14 protein-coding genes are annotated in these 14842 nt (G+C 72.6%); 5 read left to right on the top strand and 9 right to left on the bottom strand.

Going from position 1 to position 14842, the window contains the following annotated elements; all coding sequences use genetic code 11:
- Nucleotides 1-996 (bottom strand): exonuclease SbcCD subunit D (locus tag ACWCSD_RS31945; protein ID WP_449920409.1); only part of this gene is annotated, 996 nt, incomplete at its 3' end.
- A 107-nt stretch (nt 997-1103) separates the two neighbouring features.
- Between ACWCSD_RS31945 and ACWCSD_RS31950 the strand changes: the two genes are divergently transcribed.
- Nucleotides 1104-2597 (top strand): alpha/beta hydrolase family protein, encoded by a 1494-nt coding sequence (locus ACWCSD_RS31950; protein WP_358285095.1) that lies wholly within the window; start codon nt 1104-1106, stop codon nt 2595-2597.
- On the opposite strand, the gene ACWCSD_RS31955 is transcribed toward ACWCSD_RS31950, so the two are convergent.
- Together ACWCSD_RS31955 and ACWCSD_RS31960 are read right to left on the bottom strand one after the other, a co-directional pair.
- Entirely contained in the window at nt 2570-3517 is a 948-nt protein-coding gene (locus ACWCSD_RS31955; protein ID WP_449920413.1) for an alpha/beta hydrolase, read from the bottom strand. The genes ACWCSD_RS31950 and ACWCSD_RS31955 overlap by 28 nt on opposite strands.
- A gap of 1 nt (nt 3518) precedes the next feature.
- Complete coding sequence (locus ACWCSD_RS31960; RefSeq protein WP_397163781.1) at nt 3519-4388, bottom strand: enoyl-CoA hydratase-related protein; 870 nt, start codon at nt 4386-4388, stop codon at nt 3519-3521.
- 143 nt (nt 4389-4531) lie between these two features.
- On the opposite strand from ACWCSD_RS31960, the gene ACWCSD_RS31965 reads away from it, so the two are divergent.
- Entirely contained in the window at nt 4532-5998 is a 1467-nt protein-coding gene (locus ACWCSD_RS31965; protein WP_449920417.1) for an LCP family glycopolymer transferase, read from the top strand.
- A gap of 71 nt (nt 5999-6069) precedes the next feature.
- A complete protein-coding gene (locus ACWCSD_RS31970; protein ID WP_358285066.1) occupies nt 6070-6342 on the top strand; it encodes a hypothetical protein in 273 nt (90 codons plus the stop codon).
- Here ACWCSD_RS31970 and ACWCSD_RS31975 read toward each other — a convergent pair.
- A complete protein-coding gene (locus tag ACWCSD_RS31975; RefSeq protein WP_449920420.1) occupies nt 6328-7209 on the bottom strand; it encodes an alpha/beta fold hydrolase in 882 nt (293 codons plus the stop codon). The genes ACWCSD_RS31970 and ACWCSD_RS31975 overlap by 15 nt on opposite strands.
- 104 nt (nt 7210-7313) lie before the next feature.
- On the opposite strand from ACWCSD_RS31975, the gene ACWCSD_RS31980 reads away from it, so the two are divergent.
- Nucleotides 7314-8288, top strand: a complete 975-nt coding sequence (locus tag ACWCSD_RS31980) for a BtrH N-terminal domain-containing protein (protein ID WP_397163777.1) — start codon at nt 7314-7316, stop codon at nt 8286-8288.
- A 21-nt stretch (nt 8289-8309) separates the two neighbouring features.
- On the opposite strand, the gene ACWCSD_RS31985 is transcribed toward ACWCSD_RS31980, so the two are convergent.
- The 4 genes from ACWCSD_RS31985 to ACWCSD_RS32000 all read right to left on the bottom strand — a co-directional run bounded on the left by ACWCSD_RS31985 (nt 8310) and on the right by ACWCSD_RS32000 (nt 12292).
- A complete protein-coding gene (locus ACWCSD_RS31985) occupies nt 8310-8975 on the bottom strand; it encodes a class I SAM-dependent methyltransferase (protein WP_397163775.1) in 666 nt (221 codons plus the stop codon).
- A gap of 29 nt (nt 8976-9004) precedes the next feature.
- Nucleotides 9005-10009: an enolase C-terminal domain-like protein gene (locus tag ACWCSD_RS31990; protein ID WP_357964663.1), complete on the bottom strand. Its 1005-nt coding sequence runs from the start codon at nt 10007-10009 to the stop codon at nt 9005-9007.
- Nucleotides 10010-10109: 100 nt separating this feature from the next.
- Nucleotides 10110-11501, bottom strand: a complete 1392-nt coding sequence (locus ACWCSD_RS31995) for an MFS transporter (RefSeq protein WP_397163773.1) — start codon at nt 11499-11501, stop codon at nt 10110-10112.
- A gap of 62 nt (nt 11502-11563) precedes the next feature.
- A complete protein-coding gene (locus ACWCSD_RS32000) occupies nt 11564-12292 on the bottom strand; it encodes a TetR/AcrR family transcriptional regulator C-terminal domain-containing protein (RefSeq protein ID WP_387664298.1) in 729 nt (242 codons plus the stop codon).
- Nucleotides 12293-12391: 99 nt separating this feature from the next.
- Between ACWCSD_RS32000 and ACWCSD_RS32005 the strand changes: the two genes are divergently transcribed.
- Nucleotides 12392-13840: a DHA2 family efflux MFS transporter permease subunit gene (locus ACWCSD_RS32005; RefSeq protein WP_397163771.1), complete on the top strand. Its 1449-nt coding sequence runs from the start codon at nt 12392-12394 to the stop codon at nt 13838-13840.
- 109 nt (nt 13841-13949) lie between these two features.
- Here the strand turns inward: ACWCSD_RS32005 and ACWCSD_RS32010 are convergent.
- On the bottom strand, nt 13950-14842 hold an 893-nt coding region (locus ACWCSD_RS32010; RefSeq protein ID WP_449920427.1), incomplete at its 5' end, for a VWA domain-containing protein.

Here is a 14842-nt window from a genome sequence, read left to right on the forward strand (position 1 = left end):
GCCGTCCGCCGGATCGACGAGGAGCAGGCCGGTAAAGCGCGCGGGCCCCTCCGGGAGGTCGAACGCCAGGGCGAGGGCGTGCGGGAACCGGGCCCGCAGCCGGTCCATGGCCTGCTTGGGACGGACGGCGTCGGTCAGGGTGATCTGCAGCCAGTGGTCTTCGTAGGCGGCGAAGGCGGGCAGGGTCAGCAGGTCGTCGAGGTCGCCGCGGAGCCGCCCGACCGGCCGGGGCACGGGCGCGGGCACGAACTCCGCGCCCGAGCCGAGCGTGACCAGCCAGCAGCCCTTGACATGGCCGGTCTCGGAGAAGGAGTAGGCCAGCGGGGAGCCGGAGTAGCGCACGGTCTCGGACATGCGCTGCCGCCCGTGCAGGTGACCGAGCGCGACGTAGTCGACGCCGTCGAAGGCCGACAGGGGGACGTGGGACACGCCGCCCACGCTGATGTCGCGCTCGCTGTCGCTGGCCTGCCCACCGGTCACGAAGCAGTGGGCCAGCACGACGGCGGCCCGATGGCGGACGGCGTCGGCCCGGACGCGGCTCATCGCGTGGGAGATCGCGGCGGTGTGGCCGCGGTCGGGCAGCTGCCAGGGGGTGCGCACCAGCTCGGGCTCCAGGTAGGGGATGCCGTAGAAGGCGACGTCGCCGACCAGCACCGGCTCCCACGACTGCCCGGGCTCGGTGCGGACGTGCACCCCCGAGGACTCGAACAGCGCCGACCCGAACCCCAGCCGCAGCGCCGAGTCGTGGTTGCCGCTGATCAGCACCACCCGCGCCCCGGCGGCGCGCAGGCGGGCCAGCGCGTCGGAGAGCAGGGCCACCGCGTCGACCGGCGGCAGGGCGCGGTCGTAGACGTCGCCGGAGACGGCCACGACGTCGACCCGCTCGGCGCGCACCGTCTCGACCAGGTGGTCGACGAACGCGGCCTGCGCCCCGAGCAGGCTCTCCCGATGGAAGGAGCGCCCGAGGTGCCAGTCGGAGGTGTGCAGGATCCGCATGTCGCAGGAAGCTAACATCTCTCACCGACAAATGCGGCCCCTCCCGTCACAGAAGCCGGGAGTAGGCTGGATGATCAGCGGGCAAACCAACGCACATGGGGAGGCCGATGCGCACTGGCCGTGGCACCTTGAGCGTCGCCGCCGGCCTGGTGCTGGTGGCTCTCGCGTCGGTCGGCTACGTGTTGCCGCCCGCGTTCGACCCGCCGCCGCTGAAGGCGGATCCGGCGTTCGCCGCGATTCCCCCGCAACCGGCCGACGAGCTGCGCCCGGTGGTGGCGGCCGCCCCCGTGCGGCGGGAGGAGATCTCGCTGCCGGCCGAGGGCCAGCGCCTGGAGGGCACCTTACGCGTGCCGCTCTCGCCCGGCCCGCACCCGGCGATGGTGTTCGTGTCGGGGTCGGGCAACGGGTCGCGGACGGAGTTCACGCCGCAGGCGGAGTTCCTGGCCAGGGCGGGCGTGGCGACGATCGCGTTCGACAAGCGGACGGTCGGCTACGACTTCCGCGACCGCGACTTCGGGCTGCTGGCCGACGACGCGCTGCGCATGGTGGAGTACCTGCGCACCCGGCCGGAGGTGGACGCCTCGCGCGTCGGGCTGTGGGGGGTCAGCGAGGGCGGCTGGGTCGTCCCGATCGCGGCGGCGAAGAGCGCGGCGGTGGGCTTCGCGGTGCTGGTCTCCTCGCCGAACGTCTCGCCGCTGCGGCAGGTCGCCTGGGCCCTGAACGAGCAGCTGCTGCGGCTGCACGCCCCCATCGGCGCCCGCGACCTGCTGACCAGGGCGATGGGCGGCGTCGGCTTCACCTTCCTGCGTTACGACGCGATGCCGGCCTTACGTCAGGTCAAGCAGCCGGTCCTGGCGTTCTACGGCACGACCGACCCCTCGATCCCCTTCGTGGAGTCCACCAAGGCGCTGGTCACGGCGCTCACGGAGGCGGGCAACGACCGGTACACGATCCGCTTCATGGACAAGGGCGACCACGCGATGCGGGTCAACGGCGGCCCGTTCACCAAGGGCTACCTGGAGACGCTGGCCAACTGGATCACCGGCCTGCCGGGCACCGCCAGGCCGTCGGCGCACATGGCGGGCAGCACGCCGGTCCAGCGGTTCGAGGCCAGCGACGTGCCCGCGGCCCCCTGGTACGCGGGCGGCACGATGCTCGGGCTGACCATCTGCCTGGCCGCCGTCGGGTACGTGGCCGGCCCGGTGGCGGCGATGGTCGTCCGGCTGCGCGGCCACGGCAGGGAGCCGGTCGAGACCAACGCCCGGCTGTGGCCGCCGATCAGGCGCAGGCTGCGCAGGATGGCGTGGACGGGCCTCGGCCTGCTGGCCTCGGTCGTGGCGTTCATCATGCTGCTGGTGCTGTTCTCGGTGAACCAGGCGGGCGCCTGGCCGGCCGTGCTGGCGGGCTGGCTGGTGGTCCGCGTGCTGGCCGCGCTCATGCTGGTTCAGGAGGTCACGGCGGTGGCCGCGTACGTGTCGGCGCTGCGCGAGGGCATGCAGCCCACCCGGTGGCAGTACGTGGCGATCGGCGGCGTGCTCGGCGGCACCGGGCTGCTCCTGGTGGCGGCGGCCTACTACGGCCTGTTCTCGTTCCCCTGGTAGGAAGTGCCCTGGGGGGAAGTGCCCTGGTAGGCGTTCATCCAGCGGTCGAGCTCGGCGAAGACCTGCTTGCGCGCGGGCTCGGCCGACAGCACCAGGTCGTGCACGCCGTCCTGGATGCGCACGCAGGTGACGTGGGGGCCGATCGCGGTGGCCCAGCGGGCCATGTGCTCCGGGTCGAGCACGATGTCGGCCGAGCGCGCCTCGGGCACGAAGTCGCGTACCCGCAGGCCCGTGGAGGAGGCCAGGACGAGCACCGGCACGTCCACCGCCAGCCCGCGGTGCAGCCGCCGCTGGGCCCGCCGGATGGCGGCCAGCCACATGCCGTGCACGGAGAACCCGACCAGCGGCTTGAGTTCGAGGTCGTAGTCCCATTCGCCCTGTTCGGTGCGGTGCAGGCTCTGGCCGTAGGCGGTGCTGATGCCGAGGGGCAGCGGGCGCCGGACGTAGGACATCGGGGTCTTGAGCAGGTCGGCGGCCAGCCGGAGCGGGGCCGGCACGTTGAGGTCGAGGAACGGGCTGTTGAGCACGAGCCCCTGCACCAGGCCCCGGCCGCGGACCCGGTCGGCCCACAGCGCGGCGATCAGGCCGCCGGTGGAGTGGGCGTTGACGGTCAGCTCGTCGTGGTCGCGGCGGATGAGCCGGACTGCCTCGTCGATCTCGGGGAAGTAGTCGGTGACGCTCCTGATCAGCCCCCTGGTCTGGTGCGGGAGCAGTGAGCGGCCGTACTTGCGCAGGTCGAGGGCGTAGAAGTCGATGCCGCGCTGGACGTAGTGGTCGGCCAGATGGTCCTGGAAGAAGTAGTCGGTGAACCCGTGGACGTAGAGCACCGCCCTGCGCGAACCGGCCTTCCTGGAGATCAGGGTCGCGACGACCTCGCCCTCGAAGTCGGGCTGCATGGGGAGAACGGTGATCTCGTACATATCAGACAGAATATGGATTGTCCGGCCATGTGGGGACGCCGGGCGGAAGGTCGGTGCTCACCTTCATCGGGAAGTCGGCCGGACGCTTCTCCAGGAACGCCGTCACCCCCTCCACCGTGTCGGCCGCGCCCCCGAGTTCGGCCATGAGCCTGGAGTCGGCGGCGTGCGCCTCCCACGGCGAGGCGGCCGACAGGCCCGACCACATCAGCCTGCGCACGGCGGCGACGGAGACGGCCGAGGTGTTGTCGGCGATCTCGCGGCCCAGCGCGTACGCGGCGGGCAGCAGCTCCTCGTCCGGCAGCACCCGCGAGACCAGGCGGCCCTCCAGCGCCTCGGCGGCGGGGAAGACCCGGCCGGTCACCGCCCACTCCATGGCCCGGGAGATGCCGACCACCCGGGGCAGGAACCAGCTCGACGCCGCCTCCGTGACGATGCCGCGCCGGGCGAACACGAACCCGAACCTGGCGCTCTCGGCGGCCAGCCGGACGTCCATGGGCAGCGTCATCGTGACGCCCACGCCCACCGCCGGGCCGTTGATCGCGGCGATGACGGGCTTGAGCGAGGCGGCGATCCGCAGCGCGACCGTGCCGCCGCCGTCGCGCGGCGCGCCCTCGACCAGCTCGGCCGGCTCGGCCTCCGCCCGGTGGCCGAACGTGCCCCCGCCGCCGCCCAGGTCGGCCCCCGCGCAGAAGGCCCGCCCGGCTCCCGTGACGACCACCGCGCGCACGTCGTCGTCGGCGTCGGCGAGGTCGAACGCGCTGATCAGCTCGGCGCGCATGGTCAAGGTGAAGGCGTTGAGCCGCTCGGGGCGAGACAGTGTGATGGTGGCGACGCGATCGGCCACGTGGTACGCGATCTCGGAGAAGGCCATGACCCGAATCTTATTCGGTTACCGATGTTCACCCTCCGATAAAGACATATTTCGCATCCAATGCGTAGGCTGCCCGCGCTGTCCGTGCCTGCGGGTTACGGTGGAGTTCGGGGAACGGGGATGCCGTGCAGGGTAAGGAACCGGTGAGCGCGGGAGCGGTCCTCGGCTGGCTGGCGCTCTCGGCGCTGGCGCCCGGGGCCGCGCATCTGCGTGCCGGCCGGCGCACGGCCGGCCTGATCCTGCTGTCGTGCTACTTCGCCGGCCTGCTGGCGCTGCTGGCACTCGCGCTGACGACCGACAACCTGCTGGGCTCGCTGACCCAGGACTCGTGGCTGACCGCGATCGTCGTCGGAGCCGCGGCGCTGGGCGTCGCCTGGTTCACGGTGATCGTGCACTCCTTCGTGGTGCTGCGTCCCGGGCGACTGCCGCAGAACGGCCAGATCCTGGCCGGCACCTTCGCGGGGCTGCTCGCCGTCGCCGTGGTGGTGCCGTTCGGGCTGGTCGCGCAGAACGTGTGGACGTCCCAGCAGACCCTCGACGACATCTTCACCGGCCCCGAGCCGGCCGAACCCGCCGTCCCGGCCGGGCAGGAGCCGCCGCGGGACCCGTGGGCCGGTCGGGACCGGGTCAACATCCTGCTCCTCGGCGGCGACGCCGACGACAACCGCACCGGCGTGCGCACCGACAGCATGAACGTGGCCAGCATCGACGTGAAGTCCGGCAACACCGTGCTGGTCAGCCTGCCGCGCAACCTGGAGAACGTGCGCTTCCGCCCCGGCACGCCCATGGCCCAGCGATTCCCCGACGGCTTCCGCCTGCCGCCCGACCCCGGCGGCGGCCGCAGCGACCTGCTCAACAGCGTCTGGGAGTACGCCGACGCCCACCCGGAGATCTTCGGCGGCCGCCGGCAGCAGGGCCCGCAGGTGCTCATGGACACCATCGGCTACACCCTCGACCTGAAGATCGACTGGTACGCCCTGGTCAACATGTGGGGCTTCGCCCGGCTCATCGACGCCATCGGCGGCATCACGCTCACCGTCGAGCAGGACGTGGTGTTCGGCAAGTACAACGAGGGCCTGGTCAAGGCCGGCACCAGGAAGCTCAAGGGCGCCGACGCGATGTGGTACGCCCGCTCCCGCACCTTCAGCGACGACTACACCAGGATGCGGCGGCAACGCTGCGTGCTCGGCGCGCTGCTGGACCAGGCCGACCCGGCGACCGTGCTGGTCCGGTTCAACCGGATCGCGCTGGCCGCCAAGGAGCTGATCAGGACCGACATCCCGCGCTCGATGCTGACGAACCTGGTGCCGCTGGCGCTCAAGGTCAAGAACGCGAAGGTGACGAGCCTGCAGTTCGTGCCGCCGCTGATCCGCACCGGCTACCCCGACTGGGACAAGATCCGCCGGCTGACCGCCAAGGCCGTGCGCGACTCGGCCGCGACCACGTCCGCCGTCGCCGCCTCGGCGACCCCGTCGGCCACCCCGTCGGCCACCCCGTCGGCCACCCCGTCGGCCACGGCATCGCCCACGGGCGACCCCTCGCCCGCGAAGTCCGGCAAGCCCTCCGCGCCGCCGACCAAGGGGCTCACCGAGGGATGTGGCGCGGGTTGAGCCGGACGCCCTGACGACCCCGGTCACGGATGGCATGCTGGGGGACCCGGCAAACCTGGAGGAGATTCGCGATGTCCCACCCCCTCGGCAGCTCGCCCGCCGTCCGGCGCACCCCTCTCGACGCCGAGGAGAGAGTGCGGGCCGAGGCCGGTTTCGTCCCCCTCGTGGCCCAGCAGCTGGCCGAGAACGGCCGGTTCAGGGTGAGCGCCGACAGCGCCGAGCTGGTGGAGGTGTTCCAGGGGGTCGCCCGCAAGGTGGGCGAGCTGCTCGGCCGCCCGGTGGTCAGCTACTCCAACGGCCGGTACATGGTGATCACCTTCGCCCAGGACTCACCGGTGGGCTGAGGCGGGACTGCGGTCCAGCAGGGCGCGCAGGATCCGGTGGGGGTGCGTCCAGAGCAGCGCGCCGCCGGCGCCGGGCACGACGTGCCGCACGGCTCCCGGGATGCGGGCGGTCAGGCCCTCCCCCAGGTCGGGCGAGTGGGTGGCGTCGTGCTCGCCGTACCAGACGTCGACCGGCGCCGTGATCGACGACAGGTCGACGCCCCAGCGGCCCATCGCCAGGACGGTGTCGCGGGCGTAACCGGCCGGCCCCTGCGCGAACGCCTCCGCCAGCGCCTCGCGGTATCCGGCGGCGAACTCGGGCCGCTGGTAGACGGCCAGGTCGCAGGCCGGGCTGCCGCCCATCACCAGATCCCACATCGCCTGCGGGGTGAAGCCCCCGAAGATCCGCTCGGCCGCCTCGGGGTCGTGCGTGGACAGGTCCGTCAGCTGCCGCAGCTCGGCGGGCAGCGCGCCGGCGAAGCGGGGGTCGGCCACCTCGTCGGCGGCCGAGACCAGGGCCAGCGCGCCGGTCACGCCGGCGGCGGCACAGGCGAGCGCGAACGGCGCGCCCTGCGAGTTGCCCACCATGGCCGGACGCCCGAGGCCGCGCAGCCCGGCGAAGACCTCGACGTCGGCGGCGAACCCGGCGAACGTGCGGCCCGGCGCGGGGGTGGAGGCGCCCAGGCCGGGCCGGTCCAGGGAGATCAGGCGCACGCCGAGGTCGTCGGGCGCCGCCGCGCCCATGCCGAGCCGGCGGCTGGTGGCGGCCCCCGGGGAGAGCAGGACCGGCCTCCCGTCCGGCGGCCCCCACTCGGCCCAGCCCAGGAGGCGGCCATCGGGCAGCCGTTCGGCGCCCGTGCGGGCAGGAGGTGCGACCAAGGTGTCCATGCGCCCATCATCCCGTGCGCACCTGGGGGTGCTTCCACCGGTTTTCCGTGGCACGCCGGGCCGCCCGGCAGGTGAATCCGCAGGTCATCCTGCACACTGGGCTTGTGCTCATCGATCTCGTTCCGCCCTTCGAAGGGCGTCACTGTGAGACGACCACCGCCGGCACGCTGCTGCGGCACGCGGGCGTGGAGCTGTCGGAGGCGATGCTGTTCGGGCTGGGCGAAGGGCTGAGCTTCATCTACTGGGACAGCGGCTCGCTGGACGTCCCGCTGATCGGCGGACGGGTCAAGCCGCACGCGCTCACCGAGAAGCTGGCCGCCGCGCTCGGGTTCACGCTGGACACGCAGGAGACCTCCTCCCCCATCACGGCCTGGTCCAACGTCCGCCGCCACCTCGACGAGGGCACCCCCGTCGGGATCCGGCTCGACTGCTTCCACCTCGACTACATCAGGACGCCCTACCACTTCGGCGGCCACTACGTGGCGATGGTCGGCTACGACGAGGGCCACGCCCACCTCGTGGACACCGCCCAGCAGGGCACCCGCAACCGGGTCCCGCTCGACTCGCTCGAACGGGCCCGCGCGGCGACCGGGCCGATGACGGCGCACAACCTGTCGTACACGCTGGGGCCGTGCGCCGAGCCCGACCTGCCGCAGGCCGTCAGGACGGCCGTCCGGTCCACCGCCGCCGCCTTCCTCAACCCGGCGATGAGGAACATCGGCTACCGGGGCATCGAGCAGGCCGCCGCGCTCATCCCCACCTGGCTGGAGCGCGGGCCGACCGCGCAGCTCACGCGTACGGCCAACCTCATGGAGCGGGGCGGCACGGGCGGCGCGTTCTTCCGCAACCTCTACACCGAGTTCCTGGCCGAGGCCCAGATGATCGCGCCCGGCAAGGCCCTGGAGACGGCCTGCCAGGCGTACATGGCGCTGGCGCCCAAGTGGAGCGAGGTGGCCGACCTGCTGGCCCAGGCCGGGGAGACCGGCCGGCAACAGCCGCTCGACCAGGCGGGGACGCTGCTGTACGACCTGGCCGTGCGCGAGCGGCTGGCCATGGAGACGCTGTACGAGGCGGCGTAGCGGGAGCGGGGACCGGCGGGGTCAGCGGGGGTCAGCGGGGCGGCGGAAGGTGGCACGCCAGCGGTGGCGTCCGCCGTCGCGCAGGTCCTCGATCCGCTCAGCCGTCAGCCCGCCGGTCGCGAACGCCGCGATCTCCGACGCCGTCAGCGGCCACGGCGGGGCGCCGACCGGCCCGCCGTCCTCGCGGCCGGACGCGATCACCAGCAGCGTGCCTCCGGGGCGGACGAACCCGGCGACGCTCTCGGTGGCGCGGGCGTGCAGCTCCTCCGGGAGGGCCTGCACGGTCATGATCTCCACCACCAGGTCGAAGGCGTGCCGCCAGGCGGCGGGCGGGTCGAGCAGGTCGGCGGTCACGTAGTCGACCGGGCTGTCCGGGAACCGCTCGCGGGCCAGGCGCACGGCCGACGCGCTCACGTCGAAGGCGACCGTCGCGTGACCGAGGGCCGCCACGTGCTCGGCGTCGTCGCCCAGGCCCGCGCCCACCACGAGCGCCCGCCCGCCGCCGGGGCCGCGTCCGGCGGTCCACTCCACGAGCAGGAAGTGCGGGGTGCGCGAGTCCCAGGGCACGATCGCGTCGCCGGTCGCCGACTCGGCGTAGAGGTGCTCGAACCAGCCGGTCGGGTCGTCGGCGGCCAGCGATCGGGCGGCCAGCCGCCTGGCGTCGGCGTCAGGGTCGCGCTCGGTCATCGGCACTCCGGGTACATCATGCGGGCCGGTCATGCGTGGAAGGACTCCTTGGCCAGGCGGCCGAGGCGGGTCTCGTCGATGGTGTGGCCCAGGCCGGGCTGGGTGAGCGGGACGGCGATGACGCCCGCGTTCGCGCCCACCAGCGGCGTGACGATCTGGTTCTGCTTCGGCGGCTGGGTGACGTCGCACGGCAGCGTGCAGCCGGGCAGGCTGGCGACCGCCACCGTGGCCGCCCTGGCCAGGCCGGCTCCCTGGCCGCCCGCGCACTGGATGTCCCAGCCGGCGGCGGCGGCCCGGTCGTGCGCCCGCCGGGCCTCCGACAACGACGGGAAGGCGGTGGGGCGCAGCAGGAGCACCCTGGCGGCGCGCAGGGTCAGGTAGTCGTCCAGCTCGGCGGTCGAGCGCACCTCAACAGCGACCGAGGCGGCCACGTCGTCCTGGAGCGCGGCGTGCGCGTGCACGTCGCCGAGCGGGAAGGGCCGCTCGATGACCTCCAGGCCGTAGGAGTCGAGGGCGACGAGCTGGCCGAGGTCGGTGTAGGCGTTGCCGCCGTCGACGGCCAGGGTCAGGGCGGGGTAGGCGCGCCGGACCGCGCGTACGGGCTCGACGTCCCAGCCGGGCCTGATGTCGAGGGTGACGTGCCCGTAACCGGCGCAGACCTGCTGGTTGACGCGGGCGACCAGGCTCTCGACGGACGGGTCGGGCGCCAGGCGCACGGTGGCCATCACCGAGGTGCGGGTGCCGCCGATCGCGTGCGCGAGCGGCACGCCGCGCATCCTGGTCCACAGGTCCCAGCAGGCCATGTCGACGGCCGGATCGCCGCTCGGCACGGCGTCGGGGTGTTCCCAGTCGACGCCGATCAGCAGCGCGGCCAGCGACTCCTCCAGCCGCGACCAGGCTTTGGGCTCCGGCGAGACGGCCTCGCCCCAGCCGGTCATGCCGCCGTGGTCGGTGAGCTTGACGAGCAGGCTCTCCGACCTCGCGCCGTACGGCAGGACCAGCCGGAAGACCTCCAGCTCCCGCACTCGCGGCATGAACCCCCCTTAAGCCATGACGAGAGAGTCGTCGCGCCTGGTGAAGGCCATCCACGCCGATGCGTTTGGCAGCGTTCTCAGCACTATGACGTTCTCACCACTATGACGCGGTCCCTTCCATAGTGCCTGCCTTGGCGGACTGCACAAAACGGGGGGCCAGCACGACGGCCAGGACGGCGAGCACGACGGTGAATCCGAGACCCACGGCGTAGTTCTCGCCCGTGGCGGTGAACAGGGCGCCGCTGACGGCGACGGCCACGACGGTGAACACCGACTCGCCGACGCCCACGGCCGCGCTGTTCTGCCCTTCCTCGCCCTCCTTGGACATCTCCAGCACCAGCACGGACACCGTGGGGTGCAGCGCGCCGATGCCGAGGCCGGAGACGGCCATGGCGACGTAGGCGACCGCGATGGGCAGGGAGTCGACGAGCACGAGCGAGACCAGCGCGATGCCGACGGCGATCATCGCGGCGCCGCCGCGGATGGCGACCATGTGGCTGATCGTGCCGCGGCCCTTGATCCAGGAGCCGGTGGACCAGCCGAGCGCCCCCACCGTGAGGACGACGCCCGCGCCGGTGGCGGTCAGGCCGCGCTCGTTCATCAGCATGAGCGGGATGAGCACCTCGGCGGCCATGAGCGAGCCGTAGGCCAGGCCGCGCAGCACGGGGGCGGTCGGCAGGCCGCGGGCGGCGCGCAGCGAGCCGGGCAGCAGCAGCTTGGGCAGGGCCACGGCCAGCAGGACGACGCCGGCCACGAGCAGCGGCAGGCCGGCCAGCTTCAGGGCGCTGCCGTACTGGATGAGGGCGGCGGCGACGGCGGTCAGCGTGGCCCAGACGAGCTTGCGGCCGAGGCCGGGGGCGGGTTCGGCGGAGCCGCGCTCGGCCGCACGGCCCGCGGTGCCGCGCCACAGCAGCAGCGCCGCGGGGATGACCAGCGCGGAGACGCCGAGGAAGATCCAACGCCAGCTCACGTTCTCCACGACGAACCCGGCGATGGCCGGGCCGATCATGGAGGGCACCACCCAGGCGGCCGAGAACAACGCGAACACCTTGGGATGCATGGCCCCCGGGAAGACCCGGGCGACCAGCACGTACAGGGAGACCTGGATCAGCCCGGCGCCGAGCCCCTGGACGAACCGCCCGGCGACCAGCGCCTCCATCGTGGGCGCGAACCCGGCGACCAGCAGCCCGGCCACGAAGGCGACCACGCCGACGGCGATCGGCTGCACCGGCCCCCGCACGTCGCTCCACCTGCCGCCGAGCACGGTCGCGATCACGCTGGCCGCGAGGGTGGCGCTGAAGGCCAGGTTGTACAGGGACATGCCGCCAAGGTCGCGGGCCACGATCGGCATCGCGGTCGCCACCGCCATCGCCTCGAAGGCCACCAGCATGACGAGCGCGACCAGGCCGACGCTGAGCGCCCGGTACTGCGCGGACAACACCCCGGCCGGGGCCGGGGCGACGTCCTCGATCGGATCAACAGTCGTAGTCATGACGGTAAAGCTACGAGCAAGCCCGGAGCGGCACATCGGGCGCGGGGCCTAGGCAATTGGGCCTAAGGCATGCGCGACTCGATGCCGTCGAGCAGCAGTTCCAGGCCGTAGCGGAAACGTTCCTCGCCGCCGGCGGCGACCAGGTCGTCGATGTGCTCGACCAGGTAGGGGAAGCGGTCGCGGGGCAGGGCGCGGTAGTAGTCGGCGACCTGGCTGACGAAGGAGGCGAAGTACTCCTCCTGCGAGGACACGCCGGCGGCGCGCATCCGGCTGATGTGCACCGAGCCCTCGTAGGCGTCGCCGATGAGGTAGAGGGACAGGCGGTCGAGGCACAGGGCGGCCTCGCGCGGCGGCATGCCGGCCTCCACCAGCAGCCCGTAGACGAACTCGCCGGTGCGCAGCGAGTTGCCGCCCGAGGGGATGTTCGCCAGGGCCGCCCTGGCGACGTCGGCGTGCCTGTTCAGCACCCGGTAGACCTCCAGCGCGTACGACCTGAGCTGGTCCTTCCACTGGCCGGGGTCGCGCTCGGGCAGCCGGATCTCGCCGAGCACCCGGTCGTAGACCAGTTCGAGCAGCTCCTCCTTGTTGGCCACGTGCGCGTACAGCGAGGCGGGGCCGGTGTCGAGCTCCTGGGCGACGCGTCTCATGCTGAGCGCGTCGAGCCCTTCGGCGTCGAGGACGCGCAGCCCGGTCTCGACGATGAGGTCCTGGCTGAGCTGCCGCCTGATCTGCGGTTGCTTGCGGGACTTGCGCCACGGCGGCACCGGCACGGCTTCTTCCTTGCTCCCCATGGCGAACACTGTACTTGACACGAACGGTGTTCGCCACTAAAACGGTGTTCGTAAACGAACAGTGTTCGTACCTAAGAACGGCGTTCTGGAGGAGTTCCTGTGACAGTGACCAATGCGGGGCAGGCCACGGAGGCCGTCGCGCCCTACCGGTGGCGCTGGGCCGCCCTTTTCGTGATCCTGGCCGCCGAGGTGATGGACCTGCTCGACGCGCTGATCACCACGATCGCCGCCCCCACCATCCGCGCCGACCTGGGCGGCAGCGACAGCCTCGTGCAGTGGCTCGGCGCCGGTTACACACTGGCCATGGCCGTCGGCCTGGTCACCGGCGGGCGGCTCGGCGACCTGTTCGGCCGCAAGCGCATGTTCCTCATCGGCGCCTTCGGCTTCACCGCCGCCTCGCTGCTGTGCGGAGTGGCGGGCAGCCCCGAGATGCTCATCGCCAGCCGCGTGCTGCAGGGCCTGTTCGGCGCCGTGATGTTGCCGCAGGGGCTGGGGCTGATCAAGGAGATGTTCCCGCCGCAGGAGATGGGCAAGGCGTTCGGCATGTTCGGGCCCGTCATGACGATCTCGTCGGTCGGCGGTCCCGTGCTGGCCGGCTGGCTGGTCGACGCCGACTTCTTCGGCACCGGCTGGCGCATGATCTTCCTGATCAACCTGCCGATCGGCCTGGCCGCCGCCGTCGCCGGCATCCGCTTCCTGCCCGAGTACCGCCTCTCGAACGCCACCAGGCTCGACCTGGTCGGCGTCGGCCTGGTCTCGGTCGCCGGATTCCTGCTGATCTACCCGCTGATCCAGGGCCGCGAGCTCGACTGGCCCGCCTGGACGTTCGTCTCGATGGCCGCCTCGCTGGTCGTCTTCGCCCTGTTCGGCCGGTACGAGTCGCGCCGCGCCGCGTCCGGCAAGGACCCGCTGGTCACGCCCAGCCTGTTCCGCAAGCGGGCCTTCTCCGGCGGACTGGTGGCCGGTCTTGCGTTCTTCTCCGGCATGATCGGCCTCAGCCTGGTCTTCAGCATCTACATGCAGGCCGGCCTGCACTTCAGCCCGCTCAAGGCGGGCCTGGCCAGCCTTCCCCAGGCGGTCGGCGGCGTGCTCGGCTTCGGCCTGGCCATGTCCGGGCTCCAGGAGAAGCTGGGCCGCGGGCTGCTGCAGATCGGCGTGGTCGTCATGGCCGCAGGCGCGGCCGTGCTCGGGGTAACCATCCAGCTGGCCGGCACCGACGTCGGCGTCTGGCAGCTCGCCCCCGGGCTGGCGCTGGTCGGCATCGGCATGGGCCTGACCATGGCGCCGTTCTTCGACATCGTGCTGGCCGGCGTCGAGCCGCACGAGTCGGGGTCGGCCTCGGGCACGATGACCGCCGTCCAGCAGCTCGGCGGCGCGCTCGGCACCGCCGTGCTCGGCACGCTGTTCTTCAACCTGCTCAAGCAGGAGTGGAGCTTCGGCTCGGCGATGCAGGTGACCGTCTGGGTCGAGGTCGGGCTGCTGGCCGTGACCTTCGCCCTGTCGTTCCTCATGCCGCGCAAGGCCCGCCCCGAACAGGCCGGCCACTGAGCGCCGGCCCGGCCGCGGCTCCCCTGCGGGGGGTGGAGCCGCGGCCGTCCGCGCGCCCGGGTCAGCTGCTGACGCGGCGTCCGGAGCCGCCGTCTTCCGCGTGCCCTGCTCAGGTGCCGACGTGGCGTTCGGCCCAGCGCGCGATGTCGCGGCGTTCGATGGCGGCGGCCATGAGGTCGGGGAAGGCGTCGGGGGTGCAGGCGAACGCGGGCACGCCCATCGCGGCCAGCGCGGCGGCGTTGTCGTGGTCGTAGAAGGGCGCGCCCTCGTCGGAGAGCGCGAGCAGCACGATCACCTGCACGCCGGCCTGGGTCATCGCCGCCACCCGGCGCAGCATCTCCTCGCGCACGCCACCCTCGTAAAGGTCGCTGACCAGGACGAAGACGGAGTCGGCCGGGCGGGTGACGAGGCCCTGGCAGTAGGCGATCGCCCGGTTGATGTCGGTGCCGCCGCCGAGCTGGGTGCCGAACAGCAGCTCGACCGGGTCGTGCAACTGCTCGGTCAGGTCGACCACCGCCGTGTCGAACACCACCAGCGACGTCTTCAGCGACCGCATCGAGGCCAGGACCGCCCCGAACACGCTGGAATACACCACCGAGGCCGCCATCGAGCCGCTCTGGTCGATGCAGAGCACCACCTCGCGCTGCACCGACCGCTGCCGGCGCGCGTAGCCGACGAGCCGCGACGGGACGACCGTGTTCCGGTCGGGCAGGTAGTTCTTGAGGTTCGCCCGGATCGTCCGGTCCCAGTCGATGTCGGCCACCCGCCTGGGCCGGTGGGTGCGCGCCGAACGGTCGAGCGCGCCCGTCACCGCCGCCCGGGTGCGGTCGGCCAGCCGGCGTTCGAGCTCTTCGACGACCTTGCGCACCACCGCCCTGGCCGACTCGCGGGCCTGCGCGGGCATCACCCGGTTGAGCGCCAGCAGCGTGCCGACCAGGTGCACGTCGGGCTCCACGGCCTCCAGCATCTCCGGTTCGAGCAGCAGCCGGGTGAGGTTCAGCC

Source organism: Nonomuraea sp. NPDC001684, from assembly GCF_053596515.1.

Coding starts and splice junctions, on each gene's coding strand:
- ACWCSD_RS31975 (WP_449920420.1), bottom strand. CDS start 7,209: ATGGACACCTTGGTCGCACCTCCTGCCCGCACGGGCGCCGAACGGCTG.
- ACWCSD_RS31990 (WP_357964663.1), bottom strand. CDS start 10,009: ATGCCGCGAGTGCGGGAGCTGGAGGTCTTCCGGCTGGTCCTGCCGTAC.
- ACWCSD_RS31950 (WP_358285095.1), top strand. CDS start 1,104: ATGCGCACTGGCCGTGGCACCTTGAGCGTCGCCGCCGGCCTGGTGCTG.
- ACWCSD_RS31960 (WP_397163781.1), bottom strand. CDS start 4,388: ATGGCCTTCTCCGAGATCGCGTACCACGTGGCCGATCGCGTCGCCACC.
- ACWCSD_RS31995 (WP_397163773.1), bottom strand. CDS start 11,501: ATGACTACGACTGTTGATCCGATCGAGGACGTCGCCCCGGCCCCGGCC.
- ACWCSD_RS31985 (WP_397163775.1), bottom strand. CDS start 8,975: ATGACCGAGCGCGACCCTGACGCCGACGCCAGGCGGCTGGCCGCCCGA.
- ACWCSD_RS32000 (WP_387664298.1), bottom strand. CDS start 12,292: ATGGGGAGCAAGGAAGAAGCCGTGCCGGTGCCGCCGTGGCGCAAGTCC.
- ACWCSD_RS31970 (WP_358285066.1), top strand. CDS start 6,070: ATGTCCCACCCCCTCGGCAGCTCGCCCGCCGTCCGGCGCACCCCTCTC.
- ACWCSD_RS31955 (WP_449920413.1), bottom strand. CDS start 3,517: ATGTACGAGATCACCGTTCTCCCCATGCAGCCCGACTTCGAGGGCGAG.